Annotated in this window: 26 protein-coding genes; 14 read left to right on the top strand and 12 right to left on the bottom strand. The window is 65.3% G+C overall.

Going from position 1 to position 25,569, the window contains the following annotated elements:
- The first annotated feature begins 122 nt into the window (after positions 1–122).
- The 3 genes from V9L21_RS16230 to V9L21_RS16220 all read left to right on the top strand — a co-directional run bounded on the left by V9L21_RS16230 (position 123) and on the right by V9L21_RS16220 (position 2,463).
- Positions 123–545 carry a hypothetical protein gene (locus V9L21_RS16230; protein ID WP_337313523.1) on the top strand — a complete coding sequence of 141 codons (423 nt, stop codon included), beginning with the start codon at positions 123–125 and terminating at the stop codon, positions 543–545.
- Positions 546–685: 140 nt separating this feature from the next.
- On the top strand, positions 686–1,768 hold the full coding sequence (locus V9L21_RS16225; RefSeq protein WP_337313521.1) for a MerR family transcriptional regulator: 1,083 nt from the start codon (positions 686–688) through the stop codon (positions 1,766–1,768).
- A complete protein-coding gene (locus V9L21_RS16220) occupies positions 1,768–2,463 on the top strand; it encodes an alpha/beta hydrolase family protein (protein ID WP_337313519.1) in 696 nt (231 codons plus the stop codon). The genes V9L21_RS16225 and V9L21_RS16220 overlap by 1 nt, the downstream gene beginning before the upstream one ends.
- 3 nt (positions 2,464–2,466) lie before the next feature.
- Here the strand turns inward: V9L21_RS16220 and V9L21_RS16215 are convergent, their stop codons facing one another.
- The 3 genes from V9L21_RS16215 to V9L21_RS16205 form a co-directional block, all read right to left on the bottom strand.
- Entirely contained in the window at positions 2,467–2,943 is a 477-nt protein-coding gene (locus tag V9L21_RS16215) for an NUDIX hydrolase (protein ID WP_337313517.1), read from the bottom strand.
- A 112-nt stretch (positions 2,944–3,055) separates the two neighbouring features.
- Positions 3,056–3,640, bottom strand: coding sequence for a dihydrofolate reductase family protein (locus V9L21_RS16210; RefSeq protein ID WP_337313515.1), 585 nt, complete (start codon positions 3,638–3,640; stop codon positions 3,056–3,058).
- Between the two features lie 102 nt (positions 3,641–3,742).
- The gene (locus tag V9L21_RS16205) at positions 3,743–4,759 is read right to left on the bottom strand and encodes an RNA polymerase subunit sigma-70 (protein ID WP_337313513.1); all 1,017 of its coding nucleotides are present in this window, start codon (positions 4,757–4,759) and stop codon (positions 3,743–3,745) included.
- Positions 4,760–4,917: 158 nt separating this feature from the next.
- Between V9L21_RS16205 and V9L21_RS16200 the strand changes: the two genes are divergently transcribed.
- Positions 4,918–6,471 (top strand): methyl-accepting chemotaxis protein, encoded by a 1,554-nt coding sequence (locus tag V9L21_RS16200; protein ID WP_337313511.1) that lies wholly within the window; start codon positions 4,918–4,920, stop codon positions 6,469–6,471.
- 129 nt (positions 6,472–6,600) lie between these two features.
- Here V9L21_RS16200 and V9L21_RS16195 read toward each other — a convergent pair whose 3' ends face one another.
- The 3 genes from V9L21_RS16195 to V9L21_RS16185 form a co-directional block, all read right to left on the bottom strand.
- Positions 6,601–7,386, bottom strand: coding sequence for an alpha/beta fold hydrolase (locus V9L21_RS16195; RefSeq protein ID WP_337313510.1), 786 nt, complete (start codon positions 7,384–7,386; stop codon positions 6,601–6,603).
- 272 nt (positions 7,387–7,658) lie between these two features.
- Positions 7,659–8,441 (bottom strand): SDR family oxidoreductase, encoded by a 783-nt coding sequence (locus V9L21_RS16190; protein ID WP_337313508.1) that lies wholly within the window; start codon positions 8,439–8,441, stop codon positions 7,659–7,661.
- The gene (locus V9L21_RS16185) at positions 8,438–8,767 is read right to left on the bottom strand and encodes a nuclear transport factor 2 family protein (protein ID WP_337313507.1); all 330 of its coding nucleotides are present in this window, start codon (positions 8,765–8,767) and stop codon (positions 8,438–8,440) included. The genes V9L21_RS16190 and V9L21_RS16185 overlap by 4 nt, the downstream gene beginning before the upstream one ends.
- A 99-nt stretch (positions 8,768–8,866) precedes the next feature.
- On the opposite strand from V9L21_RS16185, the gene V9L21_RS16180 reads away from it, so the two are divergent.
- The gene (locus V9L21_RS16180) at positions 8,867–9,766 is read left to right on the top strand and encodes a LysR family transcriptional regulator (RefSeq protein ID WP_337313505.1); all 900 of its coding nucleotides are present in this window, start codon (positions 8,867–8,869) and stop codon (positions 9,764–9,766) included.
- Positions 9,767–9,905: 139 nt separating this feature from the next.
- On the opposite strand, the gene V9L21_RS16175 is transcribed toward V9L21_RS16180, so the two are convergent.
- From V9L21_RS16175 to V9L21_RS16160, 4 genes are all read right to left on the bottom strand, one after another.
- Entirely contained in the window at positions 9,906–10,499 is a 594-nt protein-coding gene (locus tag V9L21_RS16175; RefSeq protein ID WP_337313503.1) for a 2-hydroxychromene-2-carboxylate isomerase, read from the bottom strand.
- A gap of 2 nt (positions 10,500–10,501) precedes the next feature.
- Positions 10,502–11,845, bottom strand: a complete 1,344-nt coding sequence (locus tag V9L21_RS16170; RefSeq protein WP_337313501.1) for an MFS transporter — start codon at positions 11,843–11,845, stop codon at positions 10,502–10,504.
- Between the two features lie 36 nt (positions 11,846–11,881).
- Positions 11,882–12,667, bottom strand: coding sequence for an aldolase (locus tag V9L21_RS16165; RefSeq protein ID WP_337297406.1), 786 nt, complete (start codon positions 12,665–12,667; stop codon positions 11,882–11,884).
- A 131-nt stretch (positions 12,668–12,798) separates the two neighbouring features.
- Positions 12,799–13,677, bottom strand: coding sequence for a LysR family transcriptional regulator (locus tag V9L21_RS16160; RefSeq protein ID WP_337297405.1), 879 nt, complete (start codon positions 13,675–13,677; stop codon positions 12,799–12,801).
- 268 nt (positions 13,678–13,945) lie between these two features.
- Here V9L21_RS16160 and V9L21_RS16155 point away from each other — a divergent pair, with 268 nt between their 5' ends.
- Complete coding sequence (locus V9L21_RS16155) at positions 13,946–16,108, top strand: alpha/beta hydrolase domain-containing protein (RefSeq protein ID WP_337313499.1); 2,163 nt, start codon at positions 13,946–13,948, stop codon at positions 16,106–16,108.
- Here V9L21_RS16155 and V9L21_RS16150 read toward each other — a convergent pair.
- A complete protein-coding gene (locus tag V9L21_RS16150; RefSeq protein WP_337313497.1) occupies positions 16,071–17,012 on the bottom strand; it encodes a LysR family transcriptional regulator in 942 nt (313 codons plus the stop codon). The two genes, V9L21_RS16155 and V9L21_RS16150, sit on opposite strands and share 38 nt — an antisense overlap.
- A gap of 58 nt (positions 17,013–17,070) precedes the next feature.
- Here V9L21_RS16150 and V9L21_RS16145 point away from each other — a divergent pair, with 58 nt between their 5' ends.
- The 8 genes from V9L21_RS16145 to V9L21_RS16110 all read left to right on the top strand — a co-directional run bounded on the left by V9L21_RS16145 (position 17,071) and on the right by V9L21_RS16110 (position 23,752).
- Positions 17,071–17,448: an I78 family peptidase inhibitor gene (locus tag V9L21_RS16145; protein WP_337313495.1), complete on the top strand. Its 378-nt coding sequence runs from the start codon at positions 17,071–17,073 to the stop codon at positions 17,446–17,448.
- Positions 17,449–17,473: 25 nt separating this feature from the next.
- Positions 17,474–18,154 carry a 2-hydroxychromene-2-carboxylate isomerase gene (locus V9L21_RS16140; RefSeq protein ID WP_337313493.1) on the top strand — a complete coding sequence of 227 codons (681 nt, stop codon included), beginning with the start codon at positions 17,474–17,476 and terminating at the stop codon, positions 18,152–18,154.
- A 7-nt stretch (positions 18,155–18,161) separates the two neighbouring features.
- Positions 18,162–19,046 (top strand): diaminopimelate epimerase, encoded by an 885-nt coding sequence (dapF, locus tag V9L21_RS16135; RefSeq protein ID WP_337313491.1) that lies wholly within the window; start codon positions 18,162–18,164, stop codon positions 19,044–19,046.
- Complete coding sequence (locus V9L21_RS16130; RefSeq protein ID WP_157612032.1) at positions 19,043–19,741, top strand: DUF484 family protein; 699 nt, start codon at positions 19,043–19,045, stop codon at positions 19,739–19,741. Before dapF ends, V9L21_RS16130 begins: the two co-directional genes overlap by 4 nt.
- Before the next feature lie 26 nt (positions 19,742–19,767).
- Complete coding sequence (locus tag V9L21_RS16125) at positions 19,768–20,373, top strand: YdcF family protein (RefSeq protein ID WP_337313489.1); 606 nt, start codon at positions 19,768–19,770, stop codon at positions 20,371–20,373.
- Positions 20,357–21,397: a tyrosine recombinase XerC gene (locus tag V9L21_RS16120; RefSeq protein ID WP_337313487.1), complete on the top strand. Its 1,041-nt coding sequence runs from the start codon at positions 20,357–20,359 to the stop codon at positions 21,395–21,397. The genes V9L21_RS16125 and V9L21_RS16120 overlap by 17 nt, the downstream gene beginning before the upstream one ends.
- On the top strand, positions 21,394–22,614 hold the full coding sequence (locus V9L21_RS16115) for a class I SAM-dependent rRNA methyltransferase (RefSeq protein ID WP_337313485.1): 1,221 nt from the start codon (positions 21,394–21,396) through the stop codon (positions 22,612–22,614). The genes V9L21_RS16120 and V9L21_RS16115 overlap by 4 nt, the downstream gene beginning before the upstream one ends.
- 85 nt (positions 22,615–22,699) lie before the next feature.
- Complete coding sequence (locus tag V9L21_RS16110; RefSeq protein ID WP_157612035.1) at positions 22,700–23,752, top strand: CobW family GTP-binding protein; 1,053 nt, start codon at positions 22,700–22,702, stop codon at positions 23,750–23,752.
- Between the two features lie 82 nt (positions 23,753–23,834).
- On the opposite strand, the gene V9L21_RS16105 is transcribed toward V9L21_RS16110, so the two are convergent.
- Entirely contained in the window at positions 23,835–25,316 is a 1,482-nt protein-coding gene (locus tag V9L21_RS16105) for a YdgA family protein (RefSeq protein ID WP_337313483.1), read from the bottom strand.
- Between the last annotated feature and the right edge of the window lie 253 nt (positions 25,317–25,569).

The raw sequence follows: 25,569 nt of genomic DNA, 5'->3' as shown, positions 1-25,569 counted from the left end.
GACATTCAAGCTGCCCATGGGAAATTGATTTGACGCGCGTCTGCCCCTTCCCTCTTCCACCTGGAGCGCTACTCGCCGCGTACGCGAGAAGCGGCGCATACACGGACTGCTACGCAGCCGATTTGGCCGCTTCAATTTCGCAGGCGCAGTTCATCGAGGCGTTCTACACCGGCGGCGTATTCAAGCTGGAGCGAGCGCTGATTCAGCTTTTCCTTTCCAGGGCCTCCACGGACGCGCAGGCTCGCCAGCTCGCGCGAGGTGAGATTGGGGAGTTTGCAGCGTGGCGGGTCGAGGAGCAAACGACGACCCAGTTGCTCATGTGCGATCTCGCCGGTCGGACCCGGTCTTGGCTCATGGTCGAACCTGGCGTGGCAGGCACCAGGCTCTTCTTTGGCTCCGCCGTCGTTCCCTCAGTCGACCGAACCACCGGCGAGCGGCGAATGGGCTTCCTGTTCAAGGCCCTGCTCGGATTCCACAAAGTTTATTCGCGCGTGCTGCTCAGCTCGGCCTGCTCCCGGTTGACAGGCACTGGTGGAGCCCGGTAGTGACTGAGTCATCCGCGGCGGTATTCAGAAGCGGAAACTGTAGCTGCCGAAGTCATTCACCCGGATCGAAGATTCACTTGACCCGGCCCCAGCGGCCGCCTTTAAAAAGACAGGTCTTCGTTCAAACCATGAGGTGATTCTTGAAATCGTCCGTTCGCTTTCTGAGCCCTGCACAAGCTGCTGCCAGGGTTGGCGTTTCTGCCAAGGCCCTGCGCCTTTACGAGCAACGCGGCCTTGTTGCCCCAGTGCGCAATGCGGCCGGATGGCGATCCTATGGCCCAGGGGAAATGCAGCGCGTCACTGAGATCGCTGCCCTGCGCGCACTCGGGCTCAGCCTTGCGCAAGTGGCGGGGGTGTTGAAGGGAGAAGCCGAGGATTTGGAGCCCATCCTCGCCGTCCATCAATCTGTACTTGAAGCTAACGTTCGTCAACTCGCAGGCACCATCGAGAGAGTGCGGGGTCTGCGCGCCAATCTCGAGCGAGGTCACAAACCAACGGTCGAAGAGCTGACGCGCTTGCGGGATTCAGCTACCGAACTCGGCATTGAATTCGAACTCCCATGGCCCTGGGGCGGCGAGCTATTCAAGCTGCGCGAGATGCGGCCATTGAACTACATCGTCGGCCCTTTGGGCAGCGGCAAGACGCGGCTGGCCGTGCGACTGGCCGAAGTTCTGCCGGCTGCGATATTCCTGGACCTCGAGCGGCGAGTTGGGGACGACACCGCTGCCGCACGGCTGACCGCTGACCCGGCCCTCAGATCGCGGGTCGATCAGACGCTGGCCTGGCTCGTCGAGGACGGCGCTACCGTGTCCGACGCCTTGGTCGCTTTGGTTGCCGGACTGGAAGCCGAAGGCCCGGCCATCCTGATCGTCGACATGGTGGAACAAAGGCTGGATTCAGCGACACAGCAGGCCATGGTTGCTCATCTGCGTCGCCGCAGAGCCGATAGACGCCCGCTTTTCCTGCTCACGCGCTCCTGTGCGTTCCTGGATTTGGCCGCCGTGGGCGCTGACGAGGCCATCATCCTTTGCCCAGCCAATCACAGCCCGCCGACTTGGGTTGCGCCATACCCGGGCGCTCCCGGCTACGAGGCAGTCGCCACCTGTCTGGCTCCACCCGAAATAAGGGCTCGCACGGAGGGTGTCGTCGCTTGGCGCCCATTCCAGGACAACCATCGCAATGAATTCCTATCGAATTCACTTGCCCCGAGGAGCCCCTTCTAGTGCTGACGCAGAAACTGCAAGACAACGGTGATTCATTTGAGGTCTCTGTACGCAAAGCCGCCGCGGGTGCGCCAGTCGTTCTTTTCTCAGTTGGATCGGGCGGCCAGCCGCAAAGACTCTCTACGCTCCTGGGCGCCTTGATCGAATGTGGTTGCACGGTTGTTGCCCCCCATTTCGAGCGGCTTGCTTCGACCACTCCAACGGAGGAGGAACTGGTCTTCCGGGCAAGACGCCTCACCCTTGCACTCGACGCATTCGTTGAACCCTCCGCAAGAGTCGCAGGCGTGGGCCATTCAATCGGTGCTGCCATCCTCGTCGCAATGGCCGGCGCTCAACTGTGGTTGGGGCCAGGTCGGCGCGTCAGCATCGCACCGGACGGTCGCTTGTCTCGCCTGGCCCTTTTGGCGCCGCCAACCGGCTTCTTTCAAGCGCCGGCTGCACTTGATGCCGTGCGAATTCCAGTTCTGGCGTGGGTGGGCTCGGCCGACAGCATTACCCCGTCAGCCCAAACAGAATGGCTTGCGCGTGCCATGCGCGATTGGAACGTGGTGGATGTCCGCATCACCGAAGGAGCCGGCCATTTCTCGTTCATGGACGTTCCGCCGCCGCACACCACGGAGCCGCTTCCGAACAAGCAAGCGTTTCTGCAAGAGTATTCGAGCGAGATTTGCAAGTTTGTGGGGGCCGCCGCCTGAGCCTCACGCGTACTCGCGCTGCACCGCATGCGAGAACACCAGCGGATCGGTGATCAGCGAGGCCGCCAGAAAGGTCGGCCGCAGGTTGATCGACGAGAGCTCTGCGAGCGCGAACCAGCGGAACTCCAGCTTCAGGTGGCTCTCGATGCCGTGGTGGGTTTGATCCTTGTCGAGCACGCTGGAGCTCGGATCGAGTGCAACGCGAAAATAGAAGCCGATCTCGTGGTTGCGCTGGCCCGCAAGGTCGAAGAAATTCTCGGCGACATGGACGAGAGGGCCGCATTCGACCGCTTCGCCGAGTTCTTCCCTCATCTCGCGCACAACCGTCGCCGACGCGGCTTCGCCGACCTCGACGCGGCCGCCCGGCAGCGCCCAGTACGCATCGCCCGGCGCACGATGCACGAGCAGGTGACCGGCATCGAGAACGATGGCCGCGGCACGAACCTGGAAGCGCTGACCGTGAAGATGGACTGAAATCATGGGGGCTGCCTGTCGTTTGCAGTGGGACTCGCGCAAGTTTGCATCATCGAGCAGCGCAGCCCCAGCGCCTGCTCGCTAGTCAGAGTGCGAACAAGAGCGGACGCTGCTCCGCTCACTCCGGCCGGCAGTCATAGTGCAACGCCACGGTGTCCGACCCTGGCAGGCGGTTCTGGCCCAGCAGCTTCCAGCTCTGCGCCAGGCCGGGCTCGAAGGTGGGTACACCCTCACCCAGCAACACGCTACCCACCAGCAGATGCAGTTCGTCGACCAGCCGCTGTGCCAGAAGATCGTTGTAGAGCACGTGGCTGCCGTAGATCAGCAGGTCGGGGCCGGGCGCGGCTTTGAGTTGGCTGATGCGTGTTGGGGCTTGGGCCCGGCCAACCACTTCGGTGTCGGCCCAGGGCGACTCAGGGCGCACGACCAGGCGGTCGCTGAAGAGCACTTTGCGTGCTGCCCCCACACGCTCGGCAATCTCGCGCTGCACCGGCTCACTGCCAGGGCCGCGGTCGACGTTGGGCCAATAGCCCTCGAACATAGGGAAGGTGGTCGCGCCGAAGAGCAGCGTGCCGGCGCGGCGCATGCAGTCGAGGTTGTGGGCACTGAAGGCGGCATCCATCGGCAGGCCGGCGAGCGCGCCGCCTGGGCCGGCGCAGTAGCCGTCTAGTGAACTGAGGATGCTGACGATGAGCTTGGCCATGAAAAGGTCTCCTTGAGTTGTGCCACGCCGCCGGCCCTTCCGGGGCGTGTCATCTACTTGGAGACAGGGCGAGGGCCAAACTCATCGGCCCCGGCAGCCGCATCAGCAGATAAGTTCGTCGGGCATGCCGAAGCGCCGGCAGACCGCCGGGTCGATGAAGCTGTCGATAGATTCGATCAACCCACCGCGCAGGCGCAGCAGCACCACACCGCCCGGCGTAAAGCGCTCGGCGCCGGCGTGCCGCATGTAGCAGGCAAAGCCGGGTTGACCGTTGGCGCGCAGGGGCTGCAGACGCCATGGCGTCTGGAACACGCGCTCGGCAAAGAACATCATGGCAAAGCTGCGGCCGTTGAACCAGGCAGGCAGCGGCGGCATGGTGAATCGCGCGTCCTCGGCCAGCAGGCTGGCCAGGGCCGCGATGTCGCGGCGCTCCCAGGCGCTGACGAAGCGCTGTAGCAGGCTATCGACGCCTTGCGCCTCGAGTGCCTGCATGTCGGCCGCCGGTGCGCGCTCCTTCACTGTCTTTTGCGCGCGCTGCAGCGCGCTGTTGACCGACGCCACCGAGGTGCCGAGCATCTGGGCCGCTTCGGCTGCCGAATACTCCAGCACCTCGCGCAGCAGCAGCACGGCGCGCTGCGTGCCGGGCAGGTGCTGCAGCGCGGCCACAAATGCGAGAGCGACCGACTCGCGCCCTTGCAGCGTGGTGGCCGGATCTTCATGATTGCCGATCCACTCGGCGTCGGGCAAGGGCTCCAGCCACACCGACCCGGCCACCGGCTCACCCAGGTCGGCCGTGGCCCGCAGCGGCGCGCCATGGTCCGGCGAGGTCATGCGGCGGGGGCGCTGCGAGATCATGCGCAGACATACGTGGGTGGCAATGCGGTAAAGCCAGGTGCCGAGCGCGCTGCGCGACTCGAAGCCGGCCAGGCCGCGCCAGGCGGCAAGCAGGGTCTCTTGAAGCGCGTCGTCTGCATCGAAAGGGGAGCCCAACATTCGATAGCAGTGAGCGTGAAGCTGGCGGCGATGGGGCGCCACCAGTTGGTCGAAAGCCGCGGTGTCGCCGGCACGTGCGCGCGACAGGCACTCGGCTTCGGCGACAAGGTCGGGCGCAGGGGACATGGCGCATTCTGGCGCACCCATCTGCAACTAACAGCAATCGCAGCGTAGCCGCCCCGCGGGCAAACGCCCGAAATGAACCGCATTGTTCCCCTTGTTCGCCCACTGCCGCGACGGGGCCCCCCGGGAAAATTGAACCTCCATTCGTTCCCGAAAATCCCATGAGAGACCTGAAGATCGGCACCCGTCTAGGAATGGGCTTCACGCTACTGCTGCTGCTCCTGCTTGCCATCGGCGCTATCGGCCTGCAGCAGATGGCCAGGCTTGCCGATGAGATCCGGGTCGTCAACGAGGTGGCCGGCGGCAAGCTCTATGCGCTCAACCGAGTTCGCTTCGCGATCGGCACACGGGCGATTGCGGCGCGCAATCTGGCGCTGGTGAGCGATGCACAGCTGCAGAAGAAAGACCTGGACCTCGTGAAGTCCTCCCAGTCCGAGATCGACGAGGGCATGAAGACCTTGGGCGCGATCTTGAAAGACCCGCGCTCGGCCGCGGCGGAAGAAGAGCAGCGACTGCTCGCGCAGTTGCAGGCGCTCGAGGCCCAGTACCTGGTGATTGCGGGCAAGGTCGTGTCGCTTGCGACCGGCGGCAAGACCGAGGACGCCGTGCGCGCGCTGACGCAGGAATGCATGCCGCTGCTGACGCAGGTGATCGCGCATGTCGGCACGTTCGAGAAGGTGCTCAAAGAGGGCGCGGATCGCACCGCGGCCGAGGCCGCGCAGGCCTACCAGACCGCCCGCTGGCTGATGCTGCTGCTCAGTGGTCTTTCTCTGGCGCTGGGCATTGCCGCTGCGCTGTGGCTCACGCGTTCGATCACGCGTCCGCTCAACGAGGCGGTGCGCGTGGCGCAGTCGGTCGCCGCCGGCAACCTTGCCACCCAGGTGATGCCCGCCGGCCGCGACGAAGCCGGCCTGTTGATGCGGGCGCTGCACGAGATGAACACCAGCCTCGTCCGGCTGGTCAGCGAGGTGCATCGCGGCGTGGCGAACATCGGCGAAGCCTCGGCCCAGATCTCGGCCGGCAACCGCGACCTGTCGTCGCGCACCGAGCACCAGGCGAGTTCGCTCGAGGAGACGGCGGCTTCGATGGAAGAGCTCACCTCCACCGTCAGGCAGAACGCCGAGAACGCGCGGCAGGCCAACCAGCTCGCGGTCTCCGCATCGTCGGTGGCGGCCGAGGGCGGAACGATCGTCGGCCAGGTGATCGACACCATGGCGGCCATCAATGGCTCGTCGAAGAAGATCGTCGACATCATCGGCGTGATCGACGGTATCGCCTTCCAGACCAACATCCTCGCGCTGAACGCGGCGGTCGAGGCGGCACGGGCCGGCGAGCAGGGCCGCGGCTTTGCCGTGGTGGCCTCCGAGGTGCGCAGCCTGGCGCAGCGCTCGGCCGCGGCGGCCAAGGAGATCAAGGATTTGATCGGCGATTCGGTAGGCCGCGTCGAAGCCGGCAGCGAACTGGTGGACCAGGCCGGCCGCACCATGCGCGAGATCGTCGCCAGCGTGCAGCGCGTGACCGAGATCATGGGCGAGATCACGGTCGCGAGCCGGGAGCAGACCGACGGCATCGAGCAGGTGAACCAGGCCATCGCGCAGATCGACCAGGGCACGCAGCAGAATGCCGCGCTGGTGCAGCAGGCGGGCACTGCCGCGGGATCGCTGCAGGCGCAGGCCGGCAGCCTCTCACAGGCGGTCAGCGCGTTCAGGCTCTGACGCGAGGCACGTCCGTCGTGCTCGTAATCTTTCGGGCGAACAGCCGTTCCAAACAATCGATGCGGAGTTCGACCAAATCACCAGCCATTTCGTCTCGCCCGGGGCGGAGGAAGGCTTCAATACAGTTCGCTATGGCTGAACATGCTTGCGCCCCGCTTGCCTGGCAGCACGATCGATCACGTCGGCGACTTTCTTCGGCTGGGTCATGAAGACCGCGTGGCTGGCTTTCACCTCTTCCACCGTGGCACCAATGCGCCGGGCCATCTTGTGCAGCATCCGCACGTCGAAGGCCTTGTCCTCGGTCGCGATCACCGCCCAGCTTGGCTTGGTTCGCCATGCGGCGTGATTGAGCTTGGTCGCAAACACCGACATGTTGATCGGCACCTGCGAGTCACGCAAGAACGCGGCGTCCGCATCGCTGGCATCGCCGGCGAAGCCGATCTTGAACTTCTCCAGACTGACGAATCCGTAGCCGTCCGCTTGCGTGTCGATCACGAAATCGGGAGCACTGAATCCGGCGTACTGCTCGCTCGTGGTTTCGCCGGCGTCGGGCGAGAGAGCACTGACATAGACAAGACCGACCACCTTCGGGTTCATGCCGGCCTCGGTGATGACCGTGCCCCCCCAGGAGTGACCGACGAGGATCGTGGGACCGTCCTGGCGGGCGAGCGCCCGCTGGGTCGCCGCCACGTCGTCGGCCAACGAAGTCAGAGGATTCTGAACAATGGTGACCCGGTAGCCTCTGTTGATCAACTCGTCATAGACACCCCGCCAGCCGGAACCATCGGCAAAGGCGCCATGCACCAGCACAACGTTTTTTGCCTGCACCTGTTGCGCATGTGCGCCGCCACCGGGGCCCACGATGCTGGCGGTGGTCGCAGCGGCGATGAAAAGCTTGCGAATCAGTGAGTTCATTGGGAGTCCTGGGCAGTGGATGAAAGATGGGAAATGGTAGAAAAAAACGTGCTGAACAGGGTTGCAAAGATGGCCACAAAGTCAGACGTTTAAGCGCGCCGGTGGAAAATCTGCAAAACCAAGTTGTGCAGATCGACGAAGTTACGCAATAAAGTTGTGCGGCAAGACGGGCGCATCTGAGATCGAAACGCACACGAACGCCCCCTCGCGGGATGCGCTGGCCGCTGGCCTGCTTCATGTGCGAAATGCAGCTGCCGATGGACCCGGCGCGCCTAGACCGTCGGGACGGTTCCCCCGTCTATCAAGTGCTCCGAACCCGAGACCGAGCCCGCCCGTGGTGACACAAGGAACGTGATCAGGTCGGCGACTTCTTGCGGCCTGGCCGGCCGGCCGAGCGGAATGCCGCCAAGCGATTGCATGATGATCCGCTTGCCGCCCTCGTAGTCGGTGCCGGCCTGGTCGGCAAGGCGCTCGGCCAGCGCCACCGACGCTTCGGTCTCGACCCATCCCGGCGATACGCGCAACACGCGAACGCCCTTGGGTGTCACCTCTTTCGACAACGCCTTGCTGTAAGTGGACAACGCCGCCTTGGCTGCCGCATATGCGGTCGTGGATTCCGGCAATGGCAGCAGGCGCTGGATCGAGCTGACGTGGACGATGACGCCTGAACCCTGCGCGAGCATGGCGGGCAGCAGTGCGCGATCGAGTCGGACGGCGGGCATGAGGTTCTGGTTCAGTTCAGCGAACCAGCGCGCATCATCAAGGGCTGCAAAGCCGCCGCCTGGTGCACTGGAGCCGCCGAGCACGTTGACGAGGATGTCGACGCCGCCCCAATGGTCGAGCACCGACTGCGCGACCTTGGCGGTGCCCTCGGCCGTCGAAAGATCGGCAGCAACATGGATCACGCCTGCGCTCGACCGCGCGGGCGCGGAGCGCGCCGTGGCCATCACCCGGACGCCGGCATCGCACAGCCCTTGGACGACCGCCGCGCCGACACCCTTGGTCCCGCCAGTGACCAGCGCTCGCTGCCCTCGGAGTTGAAGATCGAAGCTCATGCCGTGATCTCCAGCGAAGCGATCAGCCCACGTTCGAGGCGAAAGCGATACTGAAGGTCGACCGGGCTGCCAGGGAAATTTCCGGCCACCTGAGCCCGAACGACGTGGGCTTCCTCCTCCTGATGCAGCGCAAACGGCGCGACCGTGTACCGGTACCGGGCCGCTGCAGCGGCCTTCCATTCCTGAATGGCGCGGCGGCCGGTGTGAGTGCGGCCTTCATCCTTCACGCTGGCTTGCGGCGTGAAGCATTGGGCCAGTGCCTCGGCGCTCTGCGCGTCGGCCGCGAAGTAGGCGGAGATCGGATCGGGAAGGGGCAGGGTGCGCATGGTGACAACGTCTTGGAGATGAAGTCGCAAGGATGCGCGTCGCACACCAATTAGTGAATCTTCTAGAATCTTCACGAGCTATGTAGAGGACGATACACAATGCGCGGGTCGGAATTTGCCGAGCTCAAGGCCTTTGCCGCGGTGGTGGAACGCGCGAGCTTTGCCCGTGCCGCGGAGCATCTGGGGCTGTCGGCTTCTGCGCTGAGCCAAACCATTCGGCAGTTGGAAACGCGGCTAGGTACGCGGTTGCTGAACCGCACCACCCGCAGCGTGGCGACCACCGCGGCCGGGGCGCAGTTGTACGGGCGCATCGCGCCGCTCTTCCACGAGATCTCCGATGCGGTGAACGAAGCGAGCGCCATGGCAGGCCAGACGCGCGGCACGCTGCGCATCAACACCCTCGGGATGGCCGCCTGGGCGGTGATCGGCCCGCGCCTGGGTCGGTTTCACCGGGCGCACCCGGAGGTCACACTGGACATCGTGGTCGATAACGGGCTGAGCGACATCGTTGCGGGTCGGTTCGACGCCGGCATCCGCGTGGGGGGCAAGCTGGAGAAGGACATGATCGCCGTGCGCTTGACGCCGGATGTGAAGATGGTGGCCGTGGCATCCCCGGACTATCTGGAGCGCCGCGGCACGCCGCGGTCGCCGTCCGATCTGCACGGCCACGCCTGCATCAACTGGCGGCTCCAGAGCGACGGGAGTGCCTACCGCTGGGAGTTCGAAAAGAAGGGCAAGCGAACCGAGGTGGCGGTGGACGGACCGTTGGTCACCAATCATTCAGACATGGGCGTCGCGGCTGCACTGCAAGGACTGGGAATCGTCTATGCCTTCGATCGCGAACGAGTCGATGCGCTGCTCGCCCAGCAGCGCCTGGTGGAGGTTCTTGCCGACTGGTCGATTGCACGGCCAGGGCTGTTTCTGTATCACCCCAGCCGGCGCCAGGTTCCGGCCGCGCTGCGCGCCTTCATAGACTGCATGCTCGACAAAGATGCCTGAGCCAGATCGGCTCTGAATACTCTTTTTTGAGACTCAGAAGAACGTTCCGCAAGAACACCAAGATTCAATGCTCGGCGCGATGGCATGGCGTGGGCTAAACGGGATTGGAGCGCGTTTGGGTAGCGGTGCTACTCACCCCTCACTGCAGCGCTAACTCAAGAAATTCCAAGCGGTCCTGCCCCCAGAATAGTTCGCCATCGAGCACATAGGAGGGCGAGCCGAAGACGCCCGCCGCGACGGCGGCATCGGTGTTGCGCACGTAGGCTGCCTGGACGGCAGCCGTCTCGGCCAAACGCAGCAGCGTGTCGGCGTCCAGGCCCTGTGAAAGAAGAATCGCCCGCAGCGTCGATGCGTCGGAAATGTCCTGTTCATCGCACCATTCGGCCGCCAGAATTGCCTTGTAGAGCGAGGCCACATGCACTCCCGCCGCGTCGGCCGCGATGACAACGCGTGACGCGAGGCCAGCATCCGGGCACATGAACCGGGGCGTCGGATTGACATGGATGCCGAGGCGCTTGCACCACCGCTTCAACTCGGCAATGCGATAGGCCTGCCGCTCGGGCGCACGTTTCGGCAAGATCACGCCCCCGGTGCGCGCGTAAACGGCGGGAAGATCGACAGGCAGGTAGCGGATCGAGACGCCGTGCCGTGCCGCCAGGTCCTCGAGCCGGTCCGCACCCAGGTAGGCCCAGTCCGAGTTCATCCAGAAGTAATAGTCGATCGTTCGCGGCATCTTCAGGGCGCCTTCGCCAGGAGCGGGGATGCAGCAAGCACCTTGAAGCGCTGGTCGCCGTGCATCTTCCACGCGCTGAAGCAAGCCACGGCCCCGAGTGCGCTCAGGTACCAGATCACATACTGCGGATCTCCGTTTCCCTTGCTCAGCAGCCAGGTCGCGACGATCGGCGCGAGGCCGCCGCCGATAGCGCCGGATACCTGCACCGCCAGCGAAATGCCGGTGTAGCGCACTTCCGCGGGAAATTGGCTGGAGAACAGGCTGCCTTCAGGTCCGTAGAGCGAGGCATACACCAGACCCACGGCAAGGATCAGCGCGGCGTTGATCCAGAAGACCTCGCGTGTGTGAAGGAAAGAGAAGAACAGCGGCGCACATGCGAGGATGCCCACGGTGCCGATCATGAAGACCCATTTCTGGCCGATCTTGTCGCCCAGCCATCCGAAGAAGGGCATTGTGAGCAACGCGGCGGTGGCACCCCAGATGATTGCATCGAGCATGGTGCTGCGCGGAATGCCGAGAGTGCCTGTGGAATAGGCAAGCGCGAATGTCACCGTGGTGTAGAACCAGGTCACCTCGGCCAGGCGGGCACCGACGACGACCAGCGTTTCGCGCGGGTATTTCTTCAGCACCTCGACCACGGGCACCTGTACTTTCTTGCCCACCTGCTCGATGTCCTGGAAGTCGGGCGACTCGGCCACCTTCGCGCGGATGAACCAACCCACGAGCAGCAATACGACGCTGGCCAGGAACGGAATGCGCCAGCCCCAGGACAGCATGTCCGCTTCCGGCAGCTTGGCAACCGCGCCCATCGCCAGGGAAGACAGGATGAGGCCCGGTGCCACGCCGACTTGCGGCAGGCTTCCGAAGAATCCCTTCTTGCCTTCGGGCGCGTGTTCGACCGCCATCAGCACCGCACCGCCCCATTCGCCGCCCACCGCCACGCCCTGCAGGAAGCGCATGCACACCAGCAGCACTGCGCCCCAGTAGCCAATCTGCTCGTAGGACGGGATCAGGCCGATCAGGATCGTGGGCACGCCCATGAGCATCAGGGTGATGAGCAGCATCGACTTGCGCCCGACCTTGTCGCCGAAGTGCCCGAACACGATTCCGCCGAGCGGCCGTGCGAAGAAGCCGACGGAATAGGTAGCAAAGGCCGCCATGGTGCCGACGATCGGATCGAAGGCTGGAAAGAAGATCTTGTTGAAGATCAATGCGGCGGCCGTTCCGTAGAGGAAGAAGTCGTACCACTCGATGGTGGTCCCCATCATGCTTGCGAGACCGGCCGTCACATACCGGCGCTTGGCGTCGGTTTTCTCGCTTGCACCGCTGTCAGTGTGTGTGTTCATGGGGTCACCAGGTAGTGTTGCGAATGCGTGTGGGATTCAGGAGGCCGCATGGCCTGTGCGCAGTGCCGTGGTCTGGCGACACCAGTAGTTGAACGTCGCGTTGACGATCGACGGCTTCAGCAGATAGTCGTGCGCCTCTCGCGCCAGCGCGTCGTCGACGGGCGTGAGCACCCCGAAGGCAGCCTGCGCCCGAAGCTGCATGCGGGCAGCACGCTCCAGGTAGACGGCAAGGTAGGTAGCCTCTTCGATGGTGTGGCCGGCCGTCAGGTAGCCGTGATGAGCGAGCACTATTGCCCGCTTGCTGCCGAGCGCTTCGGAGATGATCACGCCCTCCTGGTCGGCAATGGGCACACCCGGCCACTCGGAAAGGAACGCACAGTCTTCGTGAAGCGGAGTCATGTCCATCTGCGAGATGACGAGCGGCTGACGCGCCGCCGCCAACGCCGACGCCCAGGGCGAATGCGTGTGGATGATCGACTGCACGTCGGGGCGGGCGCGGTACACCCAGAGGTGGAATCTGGTCGCCGGATTGGCCATGCCCGTGCCGCTCAAGGTGTTCAGGTCCTGGTCGACTTCGATGAAGTCGCTCGGCGTGGCCTCGTCGAAACCGAGGCCGAAACGCAGGGTCCAGTAGGCGCCTGGGCGCTCCGAGCGGGCGCTGATCTGGCCGGCAAGGCCAGCCTCCTGCCCCGTCATCGCAAGGATCCGGCAGGCAAGGGCCAGCGTCTCCCACATGTCGCGCGGTGTGTCCTTCAGGTGCTGCGCCATCTCGCGCGTCGCGCGCTCGTCAAAATACTCCTTGGTTCGCAGGTCGTCTTTCATGCATGCCGTCCGTAGTTTGGGTTTGCGGCTGCATGAGCACCCCACGCACGTCCGCTGCCGTGGGAAGTATCGAGACAGGGGCCTTCGCGAGCCATGCAGCAGACCGCATAGCACCTATGCGGCGGCGGGACTCAGGAAGCGGCGGCGATGGCGATGGCGGCGTCGACCAGGTGCTCGACGATCGGCGGCAGCACGCGTCCTGCCTTGACGATGACGACGACCCGCCGGCGTAGCGCCGGCCGGGTAATGGCCACCTTGCGCAGGCGGTGGTCGATCAGCAGCTTGTCGGGAATCCGGCATGGCAGGATGCAGCACCCGACACCAGAAGACACGATCTCGAGCATGGCGTCGACCGTCTCGGCCTCTGCCGCTATCTGGGGAACGAGCCCGCTGCTGTGCACCATGCGCCGCAGCATGTAGTGAGAAGGAAATGCGACAAGCTTCGGCAGATGCACGGTCAGGTCGATCCGATCGCCGATGTCGCTGGCCTCCGGCACGAGCAGGCACATCTCGTCGTCGAACAGCGGCCGCGAGACCACGCCGGCCGATGCAACCGCCGAGTCGTAGACGAAGCCAACATCGGCCTTGCCGCTTTCCACGAACTCCACCACCTCGGGAGAGCTGCGCCCCAGCAGCGAGAGGTTGACGCTTTCGTGCTGGCTGACGAAGCGGGCCACGACCTCGCCCATGAAGTAGTAGCTCAGGGTGTGGATCACGGCAAGCCGCACCGTGCCCTGGGTGACGCCATCGCGCACTCGTAGCGTGTCGAGTGCAGTGTCGATGGTGCGGAATGCGCCTTCGGTCTGCTCTTTGAGCTGTCGGCCTGCCTCGGTCAGTTCCACGCCTCTGCCGGTGCGGACAAACAGCGCCTTGCCCACGTGGGCTTCGAGCGCGGCGAGCTGCCGGCTCAGGCCGGATTGCGTCTGGTCCAGATCTTCAGCCGCCCGCGATAGCGATTTCAGCTGTGCAATCTGCAGAAAATAACGAAGCTGGCGGTCGAAGGTTTCCATGTGGCGTTTGCATCTGGAACGGAAAGCACCCACTGGATCGAGCGCGCCCTTATCGGGCAATGCAAGGATCGGGCCGAGCAGATCTGCCTGCGGGAGCAGCCCAGGCGTCGGGATTCCCCTGATGCAATGAGCAATGCGAAGCGACTCCCTTAATCATCGGTTAAGACCGGCTAAACAAGACGCGAATTGTCGGCCTGCCTGCGAATTGTGAGGATGCGAAGCGCTGAGACCAGCGTCGGATCCGTACAAAAAAGAGACAGGAGACAGCATGCACCCCAACAGCCCGATCGGGCGCCAGTTGCGCTTGCACTGGTTCACGGCGGCGACAGCAGCCGCAGCGGCCATCGCTATTGCTGCCGCGCCCGCGAATGCCCGCGTCACTCGCATCGTGATCGACAGCGTTGCGCCTCTCGCGGGGCAGTCGATTCCCTATGAGCAGATTCGCGGCCGTGCCTTCGGCGAGCTCGACCCGAACGATCCGCACAACAGCGTCATCACCGACGTCAAGCTGGGCTCGGACGCAGACGGCAAGGTGCGGTACGAAACAACCTTCAATCTGGTGAAGCCGGTCGACATGAGCCGGGCGAGCGGCTTTCTGTGGCACGACGTGCCCAACCGCGGCGGCGCGGGCACCATTGTTGTGGACGAGCGCGAGCTGGGCGACATTGGCCTGCGCAGCGGCTGGCAGGCGGACAACGCGGGCAACACGGGCATTCTGGCCAACCGGGCCGAGGGTACCAATCACTGGGTGGCGGCGCCCATTGCCAAGGTGAACGGCGTGGCTGTCACAGGCCAGGTGTTCGGGCGCATCGTCAACCGCAGCGGCGCAGCCTCGCAGCCGCTGATGGTGCAGACCAACCCCGTGCCCTACCTTCCGGCCACGCTGGACACGACCAAGGCAACGCTGAAGACGCACACCAAGGAAACGGTCGATGGCGTTGTCACCGAAGGGCCGAAGATTGCGGCGGGCGATTGGGCCTTTGCAAAGTGCGACGCGGGCAATCCGTTTCCGGGCACGCCGATCGACATCAACCCGGCCAATGCGCCCGGCAACCTGCCGGTGCACATCTGCCTGCGCAACGGCTTCGACGCCAACCTGCTGTACCAGGTGGTGTACCCGGCGCAAAACGCCTATGTGTTGGGCGTGGGCATGGCGGCGTTTCGCGACGTTGGCACATTCTTTCGCTACGAGGCGGCCGACGACTTGGGCACGCGCAATCCGGTGGCCGGACTGGTCAAGGGCACGGCGGTGCGGGGGGTGTCGCAATCGGGAAACATGGTGCGGCAGTTCATCTTCATGGGCCTGAACCAGGACGAACGCAACCGCAAGGTGTACGACGGGGCCTGGCCGATCATCGCGGGCCGCCGGGTGGCGGCCAACTCGCGCTGGGCCCAGCCGGACGGCGTGCTGGAGCTGTACCAGCAGGGCAGCGAAGGCCCGCAGTGGTGGGTGGACTGGCCAGACCCGGTGCGCAAGCAACCCACCGGCAGCATCTTCTCGCGATGCGACACCAACGACACCTGCCCGAAGGTGATCGAGCATTTCGGATCGGCCGAGGTGTACGCGCTGAAGCTCACGCCCGAGTGGATCGGCACGGCGGGCGACGCGGACATTCCGCTGCCGCGCAACGTTCGGCGCTACTACGTGCCGAGCTCCCACCACGGCGGCGGCGCGGGCGGCTTCACGCACATGCCCGCGGCGACGGGCACGGCCACTGTTACCGCCACGACTGGCCCGAGCTGCCCCGGCAACAACTTCGGCCGCGGCACGCTGGCGGCAAACCCGGTGCCGCACACTGAAATCACCAACGTGCTGCGCTTGGCCATGCGCGACTGGGTGCTGAACGGAACGCCCCCACCGCCCAGCCGGTGGCCCACGCTTGCGGGCAAGACGCTGGTCGACGCCAACAAGAAGGCGATGGGCTTTCCGAGCGGGGTGCCCGGCATTCCGGACTCGATCTTTCAGCCGGAGAACTTTGCGTTTCCGGTGTTCGACTACGACTGGGGGCCGCAATTCAATCACGCGGAAGCCTCGGGCGTGCCGACCAATGTGCCGCCGGTCATCAAGAAGGTGATTCCGATGAAAGTGCCGAAGGTCGATGCCGACGGCAACGAGCTCGACGGGGTTCCGACGGTGCTGGTGATGGCGCCGCTGGGCACCTACCTGGGGTTCAACATCACTGCCGAGGGATTCCATCGAGGCCAGGTGTGCAACTACGTGGGTGGCTATGTGCCGTTCGCGCGCACGCGTGCCGAGCGAACTGCCAGCGGCGACCCGCGCCTGTCGCTCGAGGAGCGCTACGCCAACCACGAGGGCTACGTGGCCGCGGTGCGGGCCGCTGCCGGGAAGGCGTTTGCGCAGGGCTTTCTTCTGCCGGCGGACCGCGACCGCCTTATCCGGCAGGCTTCGGAGAGTGCCGTGCTCCGCTGAAGGCAGCAGTGCTTTCTTCGATCATTTCGACCAGGGCCGCCGCCGGCGCGGAGAGTTCCACGCGGCTGCGCATGGCCAGCAGCAGCACGCGTTCCATCTCGATGCCTTCTAGGTCCACCTGCACAAGGCCGAGGGCCTGGGCATAGAGCGCCGCGGCCGCGCGCGGCAAGATGGCGACGCCAAGCCCGAACGAGACCATGCGGCACATCGAATCGAAGCTGCGCACCTGCACCCGGATGCGCGGTGTGCGCTTGACCGCGTCGGCCGCCGCCATCACCTTGCGCGTGAGCGATGCGCTGCGTGCCAAGGTGACCAGGTCATGCTCGAGCACGTTCACGATGGAAGCGTTCTGCTGGCCGGCCAGCGCGTGGCCCGCGGGCACCAGCAGCACCAGCTGGTCGACATTGCAGACGATGGTCTCCAGGCCTTCGTGCGGCACGTTATCGCCAATCACCGCCAGCTCGGCCGTGCCCTTGAGCACGGCGCGAATGCCGTCTTCGCTCAAGGCGTCTTCCATGTCGATCACCACGTGCGGATAGCGCCGCGCGTACTCGGCCAGCACGCTGGGCAGAAAGCCACCGAAAGCGGAGGGGTTGGCGCACAGCCGCAGGTGGCCGGTGGCGCCCGATTGAAGATCATCGACGGCCTGCACCAGCTGTTCGAGCCGCGCAATCACCTCGATGGCGTGCCGGTGCAGGGTCTGGCCTTCGGGCGTGGCGGTAACGCCGCGCTGGCCCCGCTGGAGCAGCGCCATGCCGCAATGCTGCTCAAGCTCGGTAATGCGCTTGCTTGCCGCCGGGAGCGAAACGCCGAATCGGTCCGCGCCTGCGGTCAGGCTTCCTCCATCGACAACTGCGACAAAAAGTCGCAGAGAGATGAGATCGAAACGATTCAGGTTGATCATTGCGGGTGGATTTGACCACCCCCGGCGATACGATCCGTTGAAAGAAGCGACACACACCATGCCCATGCCTCAGCAAACCGGTTTCATCTCTTCCTCCCGGGCGCGCGGCGCCATGGCGGCGGCCCTTTGCGCGGCAATGCTGTTCATCGCCGGCTGCCAGGCGCAGCCTGAGTTCCGCCCGCTCACCTCTGAGGCGCCGCCGCCGCCGAGCTTTGTGACGGTGCCCGCCGAGGAAGCCTGCCAGGCCGCGCAGGCACGCTACGCGCTCGGCCGGCCGCTCACCCCGCCGCTGCTCGAAGAAATGCGCACCCGCACCGGCTCCAAGTCGGCCCGCACCTCGGCGGCCGGCACGCCGCTGCTGGTGCCGGCGGACCCGGCGCGGCTCAATGTCGACCTTGACCCGCAAGGCCTGGTGGTTGCCGCCCGCTGCGGCTGACGGGCATTGACCTAATAATTTCGCAATGACGAAGAAGACCAGCACCACCACCTCGACCTCCTCCGCCGCGCCCATCGCGCTGGACTGCTACTACAGCCTTTCCTCGCCCTGGGCCTACCTGGGCGGTCCGCAGCTGCAAGACATCGTGCGCCGCCACCATGTGCGGCTCACGCTCAAGCCCTACGACTTTCAGGCGGTGGTGCCGCAAACCGGCGGCATTCCGCTGAAGACCCGGCCTGAGCCGCGCCGCACGTACCACGCGCTCGAACTGGCGCGCTGGCGCGACTACCTGGGCATGCCGCTCAACCTGGAGCCGGCGTATTACCCCAAGGGCGCGCCGGTCGACCCCAACTGGAACAAGTACCCGGGCTGGATGGTGATTGCCGCGCAGCTGAAGGGGCTTGACGCGCAGCCGCTCTCGCATGCGTTGCTGCGCGCGCTGTGGGCGGAAGAGCGCGACACCTCCGAAGCGGCGGTGCGCATCGCGGTGGCCGATGAAAACGGCTACGACGGCGCCTCGCTGCAGGCGCTGGAGCAGGCGGCCGAAACCCTCGCGATCTATCGCGCCAACAGCGCCGATGCCATAGAAGCCGGCGTGTTCGGCGCGCCCACGTTCATCCTGAACGGCGAGCGGTTCTGGGGACAAGACCGGTTGGCGTTTCTGGACCGGGCTTTGGACAAGCTGCGCCACGCCAGGGGCGGATAATCGCCCGATGCGAATCCGCTTTACCAAGATGCAGGGAGCCGGCAACGATTTTGTCGTGCTCGACGAAACGCGCGGCACGCTGGGCCTCACGGCCGCGCAATACCGCTTTCTGGCCGACCGCCACTTCGGCGTGGGTGCCGACCAGATTCTTACGGTGCGGCGCCCCTCCAAGGACGCGGGCGAGGACATCGACTTTCAATACGTGATCCACAACGCCGACGGCGGCGAGGTAGAGCAGTGCGGCAACGGCGCGCGCTGCTTCATGCGCTTTGTGCGGGAGCACCAGCTGACCGACAAGGACATGGTGCGCGTCGAAACGCTGGCCGGCATCATCGAGCCGCGCATGAGCGAAGACGGACGCGTGACGGTGGACATGGGCCCGCCCATCTTCGAGCCGGCCCGCGTGCCCTTCGACACCGCCGGGCTCGACCCGCAGCCCACGGGCGCTTGGCACACCTGGCACCTGGCGCTGGGAACGCATGCCGATTCGGCCATTGTTTCGATGGCTGTGCTGTCGATGGGCAACCCGCATGCGGTGCAGGTGGTTGACAACGTCGACACGGCACCGGTGGAGCGGCAGGGCCCGCAAATCGAGCATCACCCGCGCTTTCCGCAGCGGGTGAATGCCGGCTTCATGCAGGTGATCGACCGCACGAACGTCAAGCTGCGGGTGTTCGAGCGCGGCGCCGGCGAAACGCTGGCCTGCGGCACTGGCGCCTGCGCGGCGGTGGTGGCGGGCATCCGGCTGGGCCTGCTCGACAGCCGGGTCGACGTGCAAACGCACGGCGGCGTGCTCACCATCGGCTGGGAGGGCGAAGGCAACCCGGTGCTCATGACCGGGCCGGCCACCACGGTTTTCGAGGGAGACATCGAGGTGCCCGAGCTGCCATGACCAACTTCAGAAACAACAAAGACGACGCCATGAACCCGATCACCGAAGACGACATCGCCAACTACCTGGCGAACACGCCCGACTTTTTCGAGCGGCACGCACAATTGCTGGCGCAGGTGCAGCTCACCAGCCCGCACGGCAACCGTGCCGTGAGCCTGCAGGAGCGCCAGGCCGAGATGCTGCGCGAAAAGATCAAGGCGCTGGAGCATCGCCTGATGGACATGGTGCGCCACGGCACTGAAAACGTGGTCATTGCCGACCGCCTGCAGCGCTGGACCAAGGGCCTCTTGACCACGCGCGACCCGCGCAGCCTGCCGTACCGCATTGCGGTCGACCTGCAATCGCTGTTTTTGGTGCCGCAAACCGCCATCAAGGTGTGGGACTGCGGCGCCGACTACCTCAACGAGGCCTACGCCCAGTGGGTGAGCGACGACGTGAAGGCGCTGGCCACCTCGCTCACTTCGCCTTATTGCGGGCTCAACTCGGGCTTCGAGGCGGCGAACTGGCTGCCCGAGCCGGCCGGCGCCATGTCGATTGCGCTGATTCCGCTGCGGCCCGATGCCGAGTCGCCGGCCTTCGGCCTCCTGGTGCTGGCCTCTCCGGATGCACAGCGCTTCAACGCCGAAATGGGCACTGACTTTCTCGAGCGCATCGCCGAACTGGCCTCGGGCGCGCTGTCGCGGCTGCGGCCTTGAGCGGGCGGCACCGGTCCTGGCGGGCCGTGCGGCCCGTGCTGTGGACGGTGCTGCTTGGCGGGCTGCTGGCGTACCTGGCCATTGCGGCCATTATTTGGCGGCGCGCGGCTGAAACGCTCGACAACCCGCCCCAGCGCGCGGCCGATGCCGCACTGATTCTGGGCAATCGCGCCTACCTGCGGGGCAAGCCCAACCCGTGCCTGACTGGCCGGGTCGACGCCGGCATTGCGCTGGCCAACGCGGGCCGCGTGAAGCAGTTGGTGCTCTCGGGCGGTGTCGACAAGGAAGACGGCCGCATCGAAGCCGAGGTCATGCAGCAGCATGCGCGCGCCGAAGGCTATGCCGGCCCGCTGCTGCTGGAGCCGGCTTCCACGTCCACCCGGCTGAATCTTGCGTTGTCGCGCCCCCTGCTGCAGGCGGCGGGCATTCGCAGCGTGATCGTGGTGTCGGAGCCCTACCACCTGTGGCGCGTGGAGCGGCTGGTGCGGGCCGCCGGTTTCGACAAGGACTTCGACGTTCAGTACGCCGCTGCCAGCACGCGCTGCTGGCAGCGCTGGGGCATGGTTTTCAAGGGCGCATTGCGCGAGCCTTTGGCTGTCGTGAACAATGCGTTCAATGGCTACCTCCACTGAGACGACCGACACGCACTGGGTAGAAAAATACCTGGAGCACGTGCGCGTGGAGCGCCGGCTGGCGGCGCGCACGGTCGAGCTCTACGCCATCCACCTGCAGGCGCTCTCGGCCAACGCCGCCGAGGCCGGGCTTGCGCTGGACCGCGTGCAAACCGCGCACATCCGGCGCTGGATGGCGCAGCTGCACAGCGCCGGCCGCGAGCCGCGCGGCATTGCGCTGGTGCTTTCTTGCTGGCGCAGCTTCTACCGCTGGCTCGGCAACGAGGGGCTGGTGGGCTTCAACCCCGTGCAGGACGTGCATGCGCCCAAGGCCGCGCGGCCGTTGCCCAAGGCGCTGGCGGTCGACGACGCGGTGCGGCTCGCCGAAACCTACGACCCCGAGGCCGACCCCTGGACCGAGGCGCGCGACGGCGCCATCGTCGAGGTGCTCTACGGCTGCGGCTTGCGCGTGAGCGAACTCACCGGCCTGGATGCGCGCGCCAGCAACACGGCGCTCGGCTGGGTCGACCTGGACGCGATGGAAGCCAACGTGCTCGGCAAAGGCAGCAAACGGCGCATCGTGCCCCTGGGCAGCAAGGCGGCCGAGGCGCTGCGCGACTGGCTCGCGGTGCGTGGCGATTGCCCGGCGCTGGCCACGGCCGGGCTGCGGGATCCGGCGGGCGCCGCGGCGCTTTTCATCAACAGCAAGGGCCTGCGGATGTCCTCGCATGCCGTGTGGAAGCTGCTGCGCGAGCGCAGCCTGAAGGCCGGACTTGCAGCGCCGGTGCATCCGCACATGCTGCGGCATTCGTTCGCGAGCCACGTGCTCCAGTCGAGCAGTGACCTGCGCGCCGTGCAAGAGCTGCTGGGCCACGCCAACATTGCCACCACGCAGATCTATACCCGGCTGGATTTTCAGCACCTTGCCAAGGCCTACGACGCGGCCCACCCGCGCGCGCAGGCCCGGCCCGAGAGCACGGATACACAGGCACGCGCCGAAGCAAGTGCGCGGGCCAAGCCCAAAAAAGACGACACCAAAAAATGAAAACCCTCCGCCTCAAGCCCGGCAAAGAGCGCTCGCTGCAGCGCCGCCACCCCTGGATCTTCGAATCCGCCATTGCACGCGGCGGCGCTGATTCGGGCGAAACGGTGCGGGTTGAATCGCATGACGGCGCCTTCCTGGCGTGGGCGGCGTTCAGCCCGGTTTCCAAGATCCGCGCGCGGGCCTGGAGCTTTGTCGAAACGCAGCGCATCGATGCCGCATTCCTGGCCTCGGTGTGCGCCCGCGCCGTGGCCGCCAGGGGGCTTTTCGACCTGCAGAGCGACGGTGTGCGGCTGATCCACGGCGAGGCCGATGGGCTGCCGGGCCTCATCGTCGACCACTACGGAGACACGCTGGTGGCGCAGTTCCTGTCGGCCGGCGTCGAGCGCTGGAAGGCTGCCATTGCCGACGCGCTGCTCGAGGCGACCGGGCTGCAGAAGCTCTACGAGCGTTCCGACGCCAGCGGGCGCGAGCGCGAGGGCCTGAAGCCCGTCACGGGCTGGCTGCGCGGGGAGGGCGCCACCGAAATGACGATTCGCGAGCATGGCTGGAAGCTGTCGCTCGACATTGCGACCGGCCACAAGACCGGCTTCTACCTCGACCAGCGCGACAGCCGCCAGCGCTTTGCCGAGTTGGCGCAGCACCGGCGCTTCAGGCGCGTGCTCAACTGCTTTTGCTACACCGGCGGCTTTACCGTGGCGGCGCTTGCGGGGCTGCAGGCCGCGGGCGCAATGGATGGCGCGGAGCTGGTGTCGGTGGATTCTTCGCAGCCGGCGCTCGAAAAAGCGCGGGCCAACCTGGCGCTGAACGGCTTCGGCGGCGAGGGCTCGGGCGTGAAAGCCGAGTTTCTGGACGCCAACGTCAACACCGTGCTGCGCGAGTTCATCGAACAGGGCCGCACCTTCGACGCCATCGTGCTCGACCCGCCCAAGTTTGCGCCCACCGCGGCCCATGCCGACCGCGCGGCCCGCGCCTACAAGGACATCAACCGCCTTGCGCTCAAGCTGCTGGAGCCCGGCGGCGTGCTGCTGACTTTTTCATGCTCGGGCGGCATCAGCGCCGATCTTTTTCACAAGATCGTGGCTTCGGCGGGTATCGACGCGCAAGTAGACGGTTACATCAGCGAACGCCTTGGCGCGGCGCCCGATCACCCGATGACCATCGAGTTCCCGGAGGGCGAATACCTCAAGGGCCTGGTGGTGGTGAAAAAGCCGGCTTGACCCCGCGCCAACGCAACTGAGTGGCATTGGCTAAACTGCCTCTCCAGTTTTTCTTCTTCCCAGTTTTCCGCTTTCGGAGCACACCATGGCCCTTATTCCCGCCACCATCCTCACCGGCTTTCTAGGCTCGGGCAAGACCACGCTGCTCAAGCGCATCCTGACGGAGGCCCACGGCCAGAAGATTGCGGTGATCGAGAACGAGTTCGGCGAAGAGAACATCGACAGCGACATTCTCGTGACCGAATCGAAAGAGCAGATCGTGCAGATGAGCAACGGCTGCGTCTGCTGCACCATTCGCGAAGACCTGCGCGAAGCCCTGCAACTGCTGGCCGCCAAGAAGCGCCAGGGCCTGCTCGACTTCGACCGCGTGGTGATCGAGACCACCGGCCTGGCCGACCCCGGCCCCGTGGCGCAGACCTTCTTCATGGACGACGAGATTGCCGAGAGCTATTTGCTCGACTCGATCCTGACGCTGGTCGATGCCAAGCATGCGCCGCAGCAGCTCAACGACCGCCAGGAAGCGCGCCGCCAGGTGGGCTTTGCCGACCAGATCTTCATCAGCAAGAGCGAACTGGTGTCGGCCGAGGAAACCGAGGCGCTGATTCACCGCCTGAAGCACATGAACCCGCGCGCGCCGCAGCAAAAGGCGCATTTCGGCGATGTGCCGCTGAAAGACATTTTCGACCTGCGCGGTTTCAACCTGAACGCCAAGCTCGACATCGATCCGGACTTCCTGAAGGAAGACGACCACGACCATCACGACCATGACCACGCGCATGGCGAGCATTGCGACCACCCCTCGCACAAGCACGAAGGGCACGGCCACCATCACCACACGGACGACGACGTGAAGAGCTTCGTCTACAAGGCCGACCGCCCCTTCGACCCGGCCAAGCTGGAGGATTTTCTGGGTGCCATCGTCAATATCTACGGTCCGCGCATGCTGCGCTACAAGGGCGTGCTGAGCATGAAGGGCACCGAGCGCAAGGTAATTTTCCAGGGCGTGCACCAACTGATGGGCAGCGACCTGGGCCCCGAGTGGGGCAAGGACGAAGCGCGCCAGAGCCGCATGGTGTTCATCGGCATCGAGCTGCCGCGCGAAATACTGGAGCAGGGGCTCGAGCAGTGTCTGGTGTGACAGCGCGCTGCCGGCACTGAGGCCAGCCAATAAAAAAGGCGCTGCCCCGAGGGGCAGCGCCTTTTTTTTGTTCAGCCGAAGCTTACTTGCCGGCCATGCCGCCCAGCGGCTTGCCGTTGACCTTCAGGTTGCCTTCGCTGTATTCGACCTGGCTCGTGATGTCGGTGCCGTCGCGCTTGACGAAGCCCATGCCTTCGCCTTGCTCGACCAGCCCGGCCACCATTTCAGGCGGCGGCAGCTGGCCGCTCTCGGCGCCGGTGGCGGCAACCTGCTCCAGCCATTGCATCGGCAGCCGCACGCTGGCCTTGAGCACGCCGCGCTTCATCAGGAGCGCCATTCCGGGTTCCTTCAGGTCTTCGTCGGTCACGCCGACCAGGCCGGCCGTGTAGCTGATTTCGCCGCGCTTGCCGCCGATTTCGACCAGCATCTTGTCCAGCCCGAGCTCGGGGTTGTACTTGGCCATGGCCTTGAGGTCGGGGGCGAGCTGGTCCATCAGCGCCTGCATGGCGGCCTGGGAGGCCTTGCCGCCGCCCTTGCCGCAGCCGTTGATGGCGGCCGATTGCATCCACGCGTCGGCCAGCTTCTTGTAGCCGGCTGCGTGAATGCGGCGTCCGCCGCTGGTCATCTCGAACTTGTCGATCTTCGTTTCGCCGACCTTGCCGGTGCCCTTGATGGTGCCGATCGATTCGTAGAGCCCGTCCTTGATGTTGGCATCGGCAATCATGTCGATGTTCTGCAGCAGCACGGCGGGCAGGGGCTTGCCGCTGCCGCTGGCGCCCAGACCCTTGGGCGCCGAGAACTCGAAGCTGTCGAGCCGGGCTTCGGTCTTGCCCGTGGCCAGGATCCAGCCTTCGCTCTTGTTCATGTCGGCCTTGCCGGCCAGCTTGCCCATTTTCAGGGTCACGCCGGTGCGCGTGTCGGTCAGGTCAAGGCCGGGCATTGCCAGGCTGTAGTTCACCTGGGTACGGTCGCCATTCATCTCGGCGCGCATTTGCGCGCCTTGCCAGGTGAACTGTCCCTTGCCTTCTTCGGCCAGCTTGATGGGCGCGACGGTCAGGTCGGTTGCGTAGCCGCCGTTGAACGCCACCTTGGTGTGGGCGGTCAGGGGCTTGGCCTTGCCGAAGAGCTTTTCGGCTTCGGCCTGGGCCTTCACGTCGAGCACTAGTTCGCTGTCGATGGTGGCCGCGGCCAGCGTGCCGCCGGCAATCGGGCCGTGGCGAATGGTGTCGCGCACGGTAATGCGCACGGGCTTGAACGGCGTGCTCTCGGCATCGGCTTCTTCGTCGTCCTCTTCGCCCGGCTCGGCGGGCTTGGCGACAGCGGGCACCTGCGCGGCGGCCGTATCGGCGGCGCAACCGAACTCGAAGGTCACGGTGCTGACCGCACCGAAGAATCCGCTTTCGTATTTGCGATCGATCACGCGCACCAGCGCGGTCTGCTTCGGCAACTCCTCCAGGGCGGCTTCGTAGCTGGACTTGACTTTGGAGCCCGCCCACCACGTGCTGCCACCATAGGCAACGGCGATGGCTGCGGCCAGCGTGCCCAAAACTGCTTTTTTGCTCAAGATTTCTTCTCTTTTGTATGAATGGTCGAATCGATCCGCAGGGCCCGATGGGCTCGGCAGGTCTTGTTGCCCCCTCCGGCAACGCCGGGGATGCTAACGGACGTAAGCGGTTTGCAGGTACATCTCCCTTCTGTTTTGAGTTCTCTATACAATCGCGCGCCTGTTCCGGCAGCCACGCTTTCGTTTTAAGAGCGAGATGTGGCTTACGGCAGGGGGCGCCGCAAGTTTCTGGCGGGCTTTCGGGGGTATAACC

Source organism: Variovorax sp. CCNWLW235 (assembly GCF_037204085.1).
Lineage (GTDB): Bacteria > Pseudomonadota > Gammaproteobacteria > Burkholderiales > Burkholderiaceae_C > Variovorax.
Note: the sequence above shows the minus strand (reverse complement) of the source record. Positions and strands in the feature narration are given on the sequence as shown.

Excerpts from the sequence above, each read along its gene's own strand:
- V9L21_RS16120 (WP_337313487.1), top strand. The coding sequence starts at position 20,357 with ATGGCTACCTCCACTGAGACGACCGACACGCACTGGGTAGAAAAATAC.
- V9L21_RS16145 (WP_337313495.1), top strand. The coding sequence starts at position 17,071 with ATGCCCATGCCTCAGCAAACCGGTTTCATCTCTTCCTCCCGGGCGCGC.
- V9L21_RS16215 (WP_337313517.1), bottom strand. The coding sequence starts at position 2,943 with ATGATTTCAGTCCATCTTCACGGTCAGCGCTTCCAGGTTCGTGCCGCG.
- V9L21_RS16115 (WP_337313485.1), top strand. The coding sequence starts at position 21,394 with ATGAAAACCCTCCGCCTCAAGCCCGGCAAAGAGCGCTCGCTGCAGCGC.
- V9L21_RS16190 (WP_337313508.1), bottom strand. The coding sequence starts at position 8,441 with ATGAGCTTCGATCTTCAACTCCGAGGGCAGCGAGCGCTGGTCACTGGC.
- V9L21_RS16205 (WP_337313513.1), bottom strand. The coding sequence starts at position 4,759 with ATGTCCCCTGCGCCCGACCTTGTCGCCGAAGCCGAGTGCCTGTCGCGC.
- V9L21_RS16180 (WP_337313505.1), top strand. The coding sequence starts at position 8,867 with ATGCGCGGGTCGGAATTTGCCGAGCTCAAGGCCTTTGCCGCGGTGGTG.
- V9L21_RS16175 (WP_337313503.1), bottom strand. The coding sequence starts at position 10,499 with ATGCCGCGAACGATCGACTATTACTTCTGGATGAACTCGGACTGGGCC.
- V9L21_RS16140 (WP_337313493.1), top strand. The coding sequence starts at position 17,474 with ATGACGAAGAAGACCAGCACCACCACCTCGACCTCCTCCGCCGCGCCC.
- V9L21_RS16150 (WP_337313497.1), bottom strand. The coding sequence starts at position 17,012 with ATGATCAACCTGAATCGTTTCGATCTCATCTCTCTGCGACTTTTTGTC.
- V9L21_RS16200 (WP_337313511.1), top strand. The coding sequence starts at position 4,918 with ATGAGAGACCTGAAGATCGGCACCCGTCTAGGAATGGGCTTCACGCTA.
- V9L21_RS16110 (WP_157612035.1), top strand. The coding sequence starts at position 22,700 with ATGGCCCTTATTCCCGCCACCATCCTCACCGGCTTTCTAGGCTCGGGC.
- V9L21_RS16210 (WP_337313515.1), bottom strand. The coding sequence starts at position 3,640 with ATGGCCAAGCTCATCGTCAGCATCCTCAGTTCACTAGACGGCTACTGC.
- V9L21_RS16165 (WP_337297406.1), bottom strand. The coding sequence starts at position 12,667 with ATGAAAGACGACCTGCGAACCAAGGAGTATTTTGACGAGCGCGCGACG.
- dapF (WP_337313491.1), top strand. The coding sequence starts at position 18,162 with ATGCGAATCCGCTTTACCAAGATGCAGGGAGCCGGCAACGATTTTGTC.
- V9L21_RS16160 (WP_337297405.1), bottom strand. The coding sequence starts at position 13,677 with ATGGAAACCTTCGACCGCCAGCTTCGTTATTTTCTGCAGATTGCACAG.
- V9L21_RS16195 (WP_337313510.1), bottom strand. The coding sequence starts at position 7,386 with ATGAACTCACTGATTCGCAAGCTTTTCATCGCCGCTGCGACCACCGCC.
- V9L21_RS16185 (WP_337313507.1), bottom strand. The coding sequence starts at position 8,767 with ATGCGCACCCTGCCCCTTCCCGATCCGATCTCCGCCTACTTCGCGGCC.
- V9L21_RS16170 (WP_337313501.1), bottom strand. The coding sequence starts at position 11,845 with ATGAACACACACACTGACAGCGGTGCAAGCGAGAAAACCGACGCCAAG.
- V9L21_RS16155 (WP_337313499.1), top strand. The coding sequence starts at position 13,946 with ATGCACCCCAACAGCCCGATCGGGCGCCAGTTGCGCTTGCACTGGTTC.
- V9L21_RS16130 (WP_157612032.1), top strand. The coding sequence starts at position 19,043 with ATGACCAACTTCAGAAACAACAAAGACGACGCCATGAACCCGATCACC.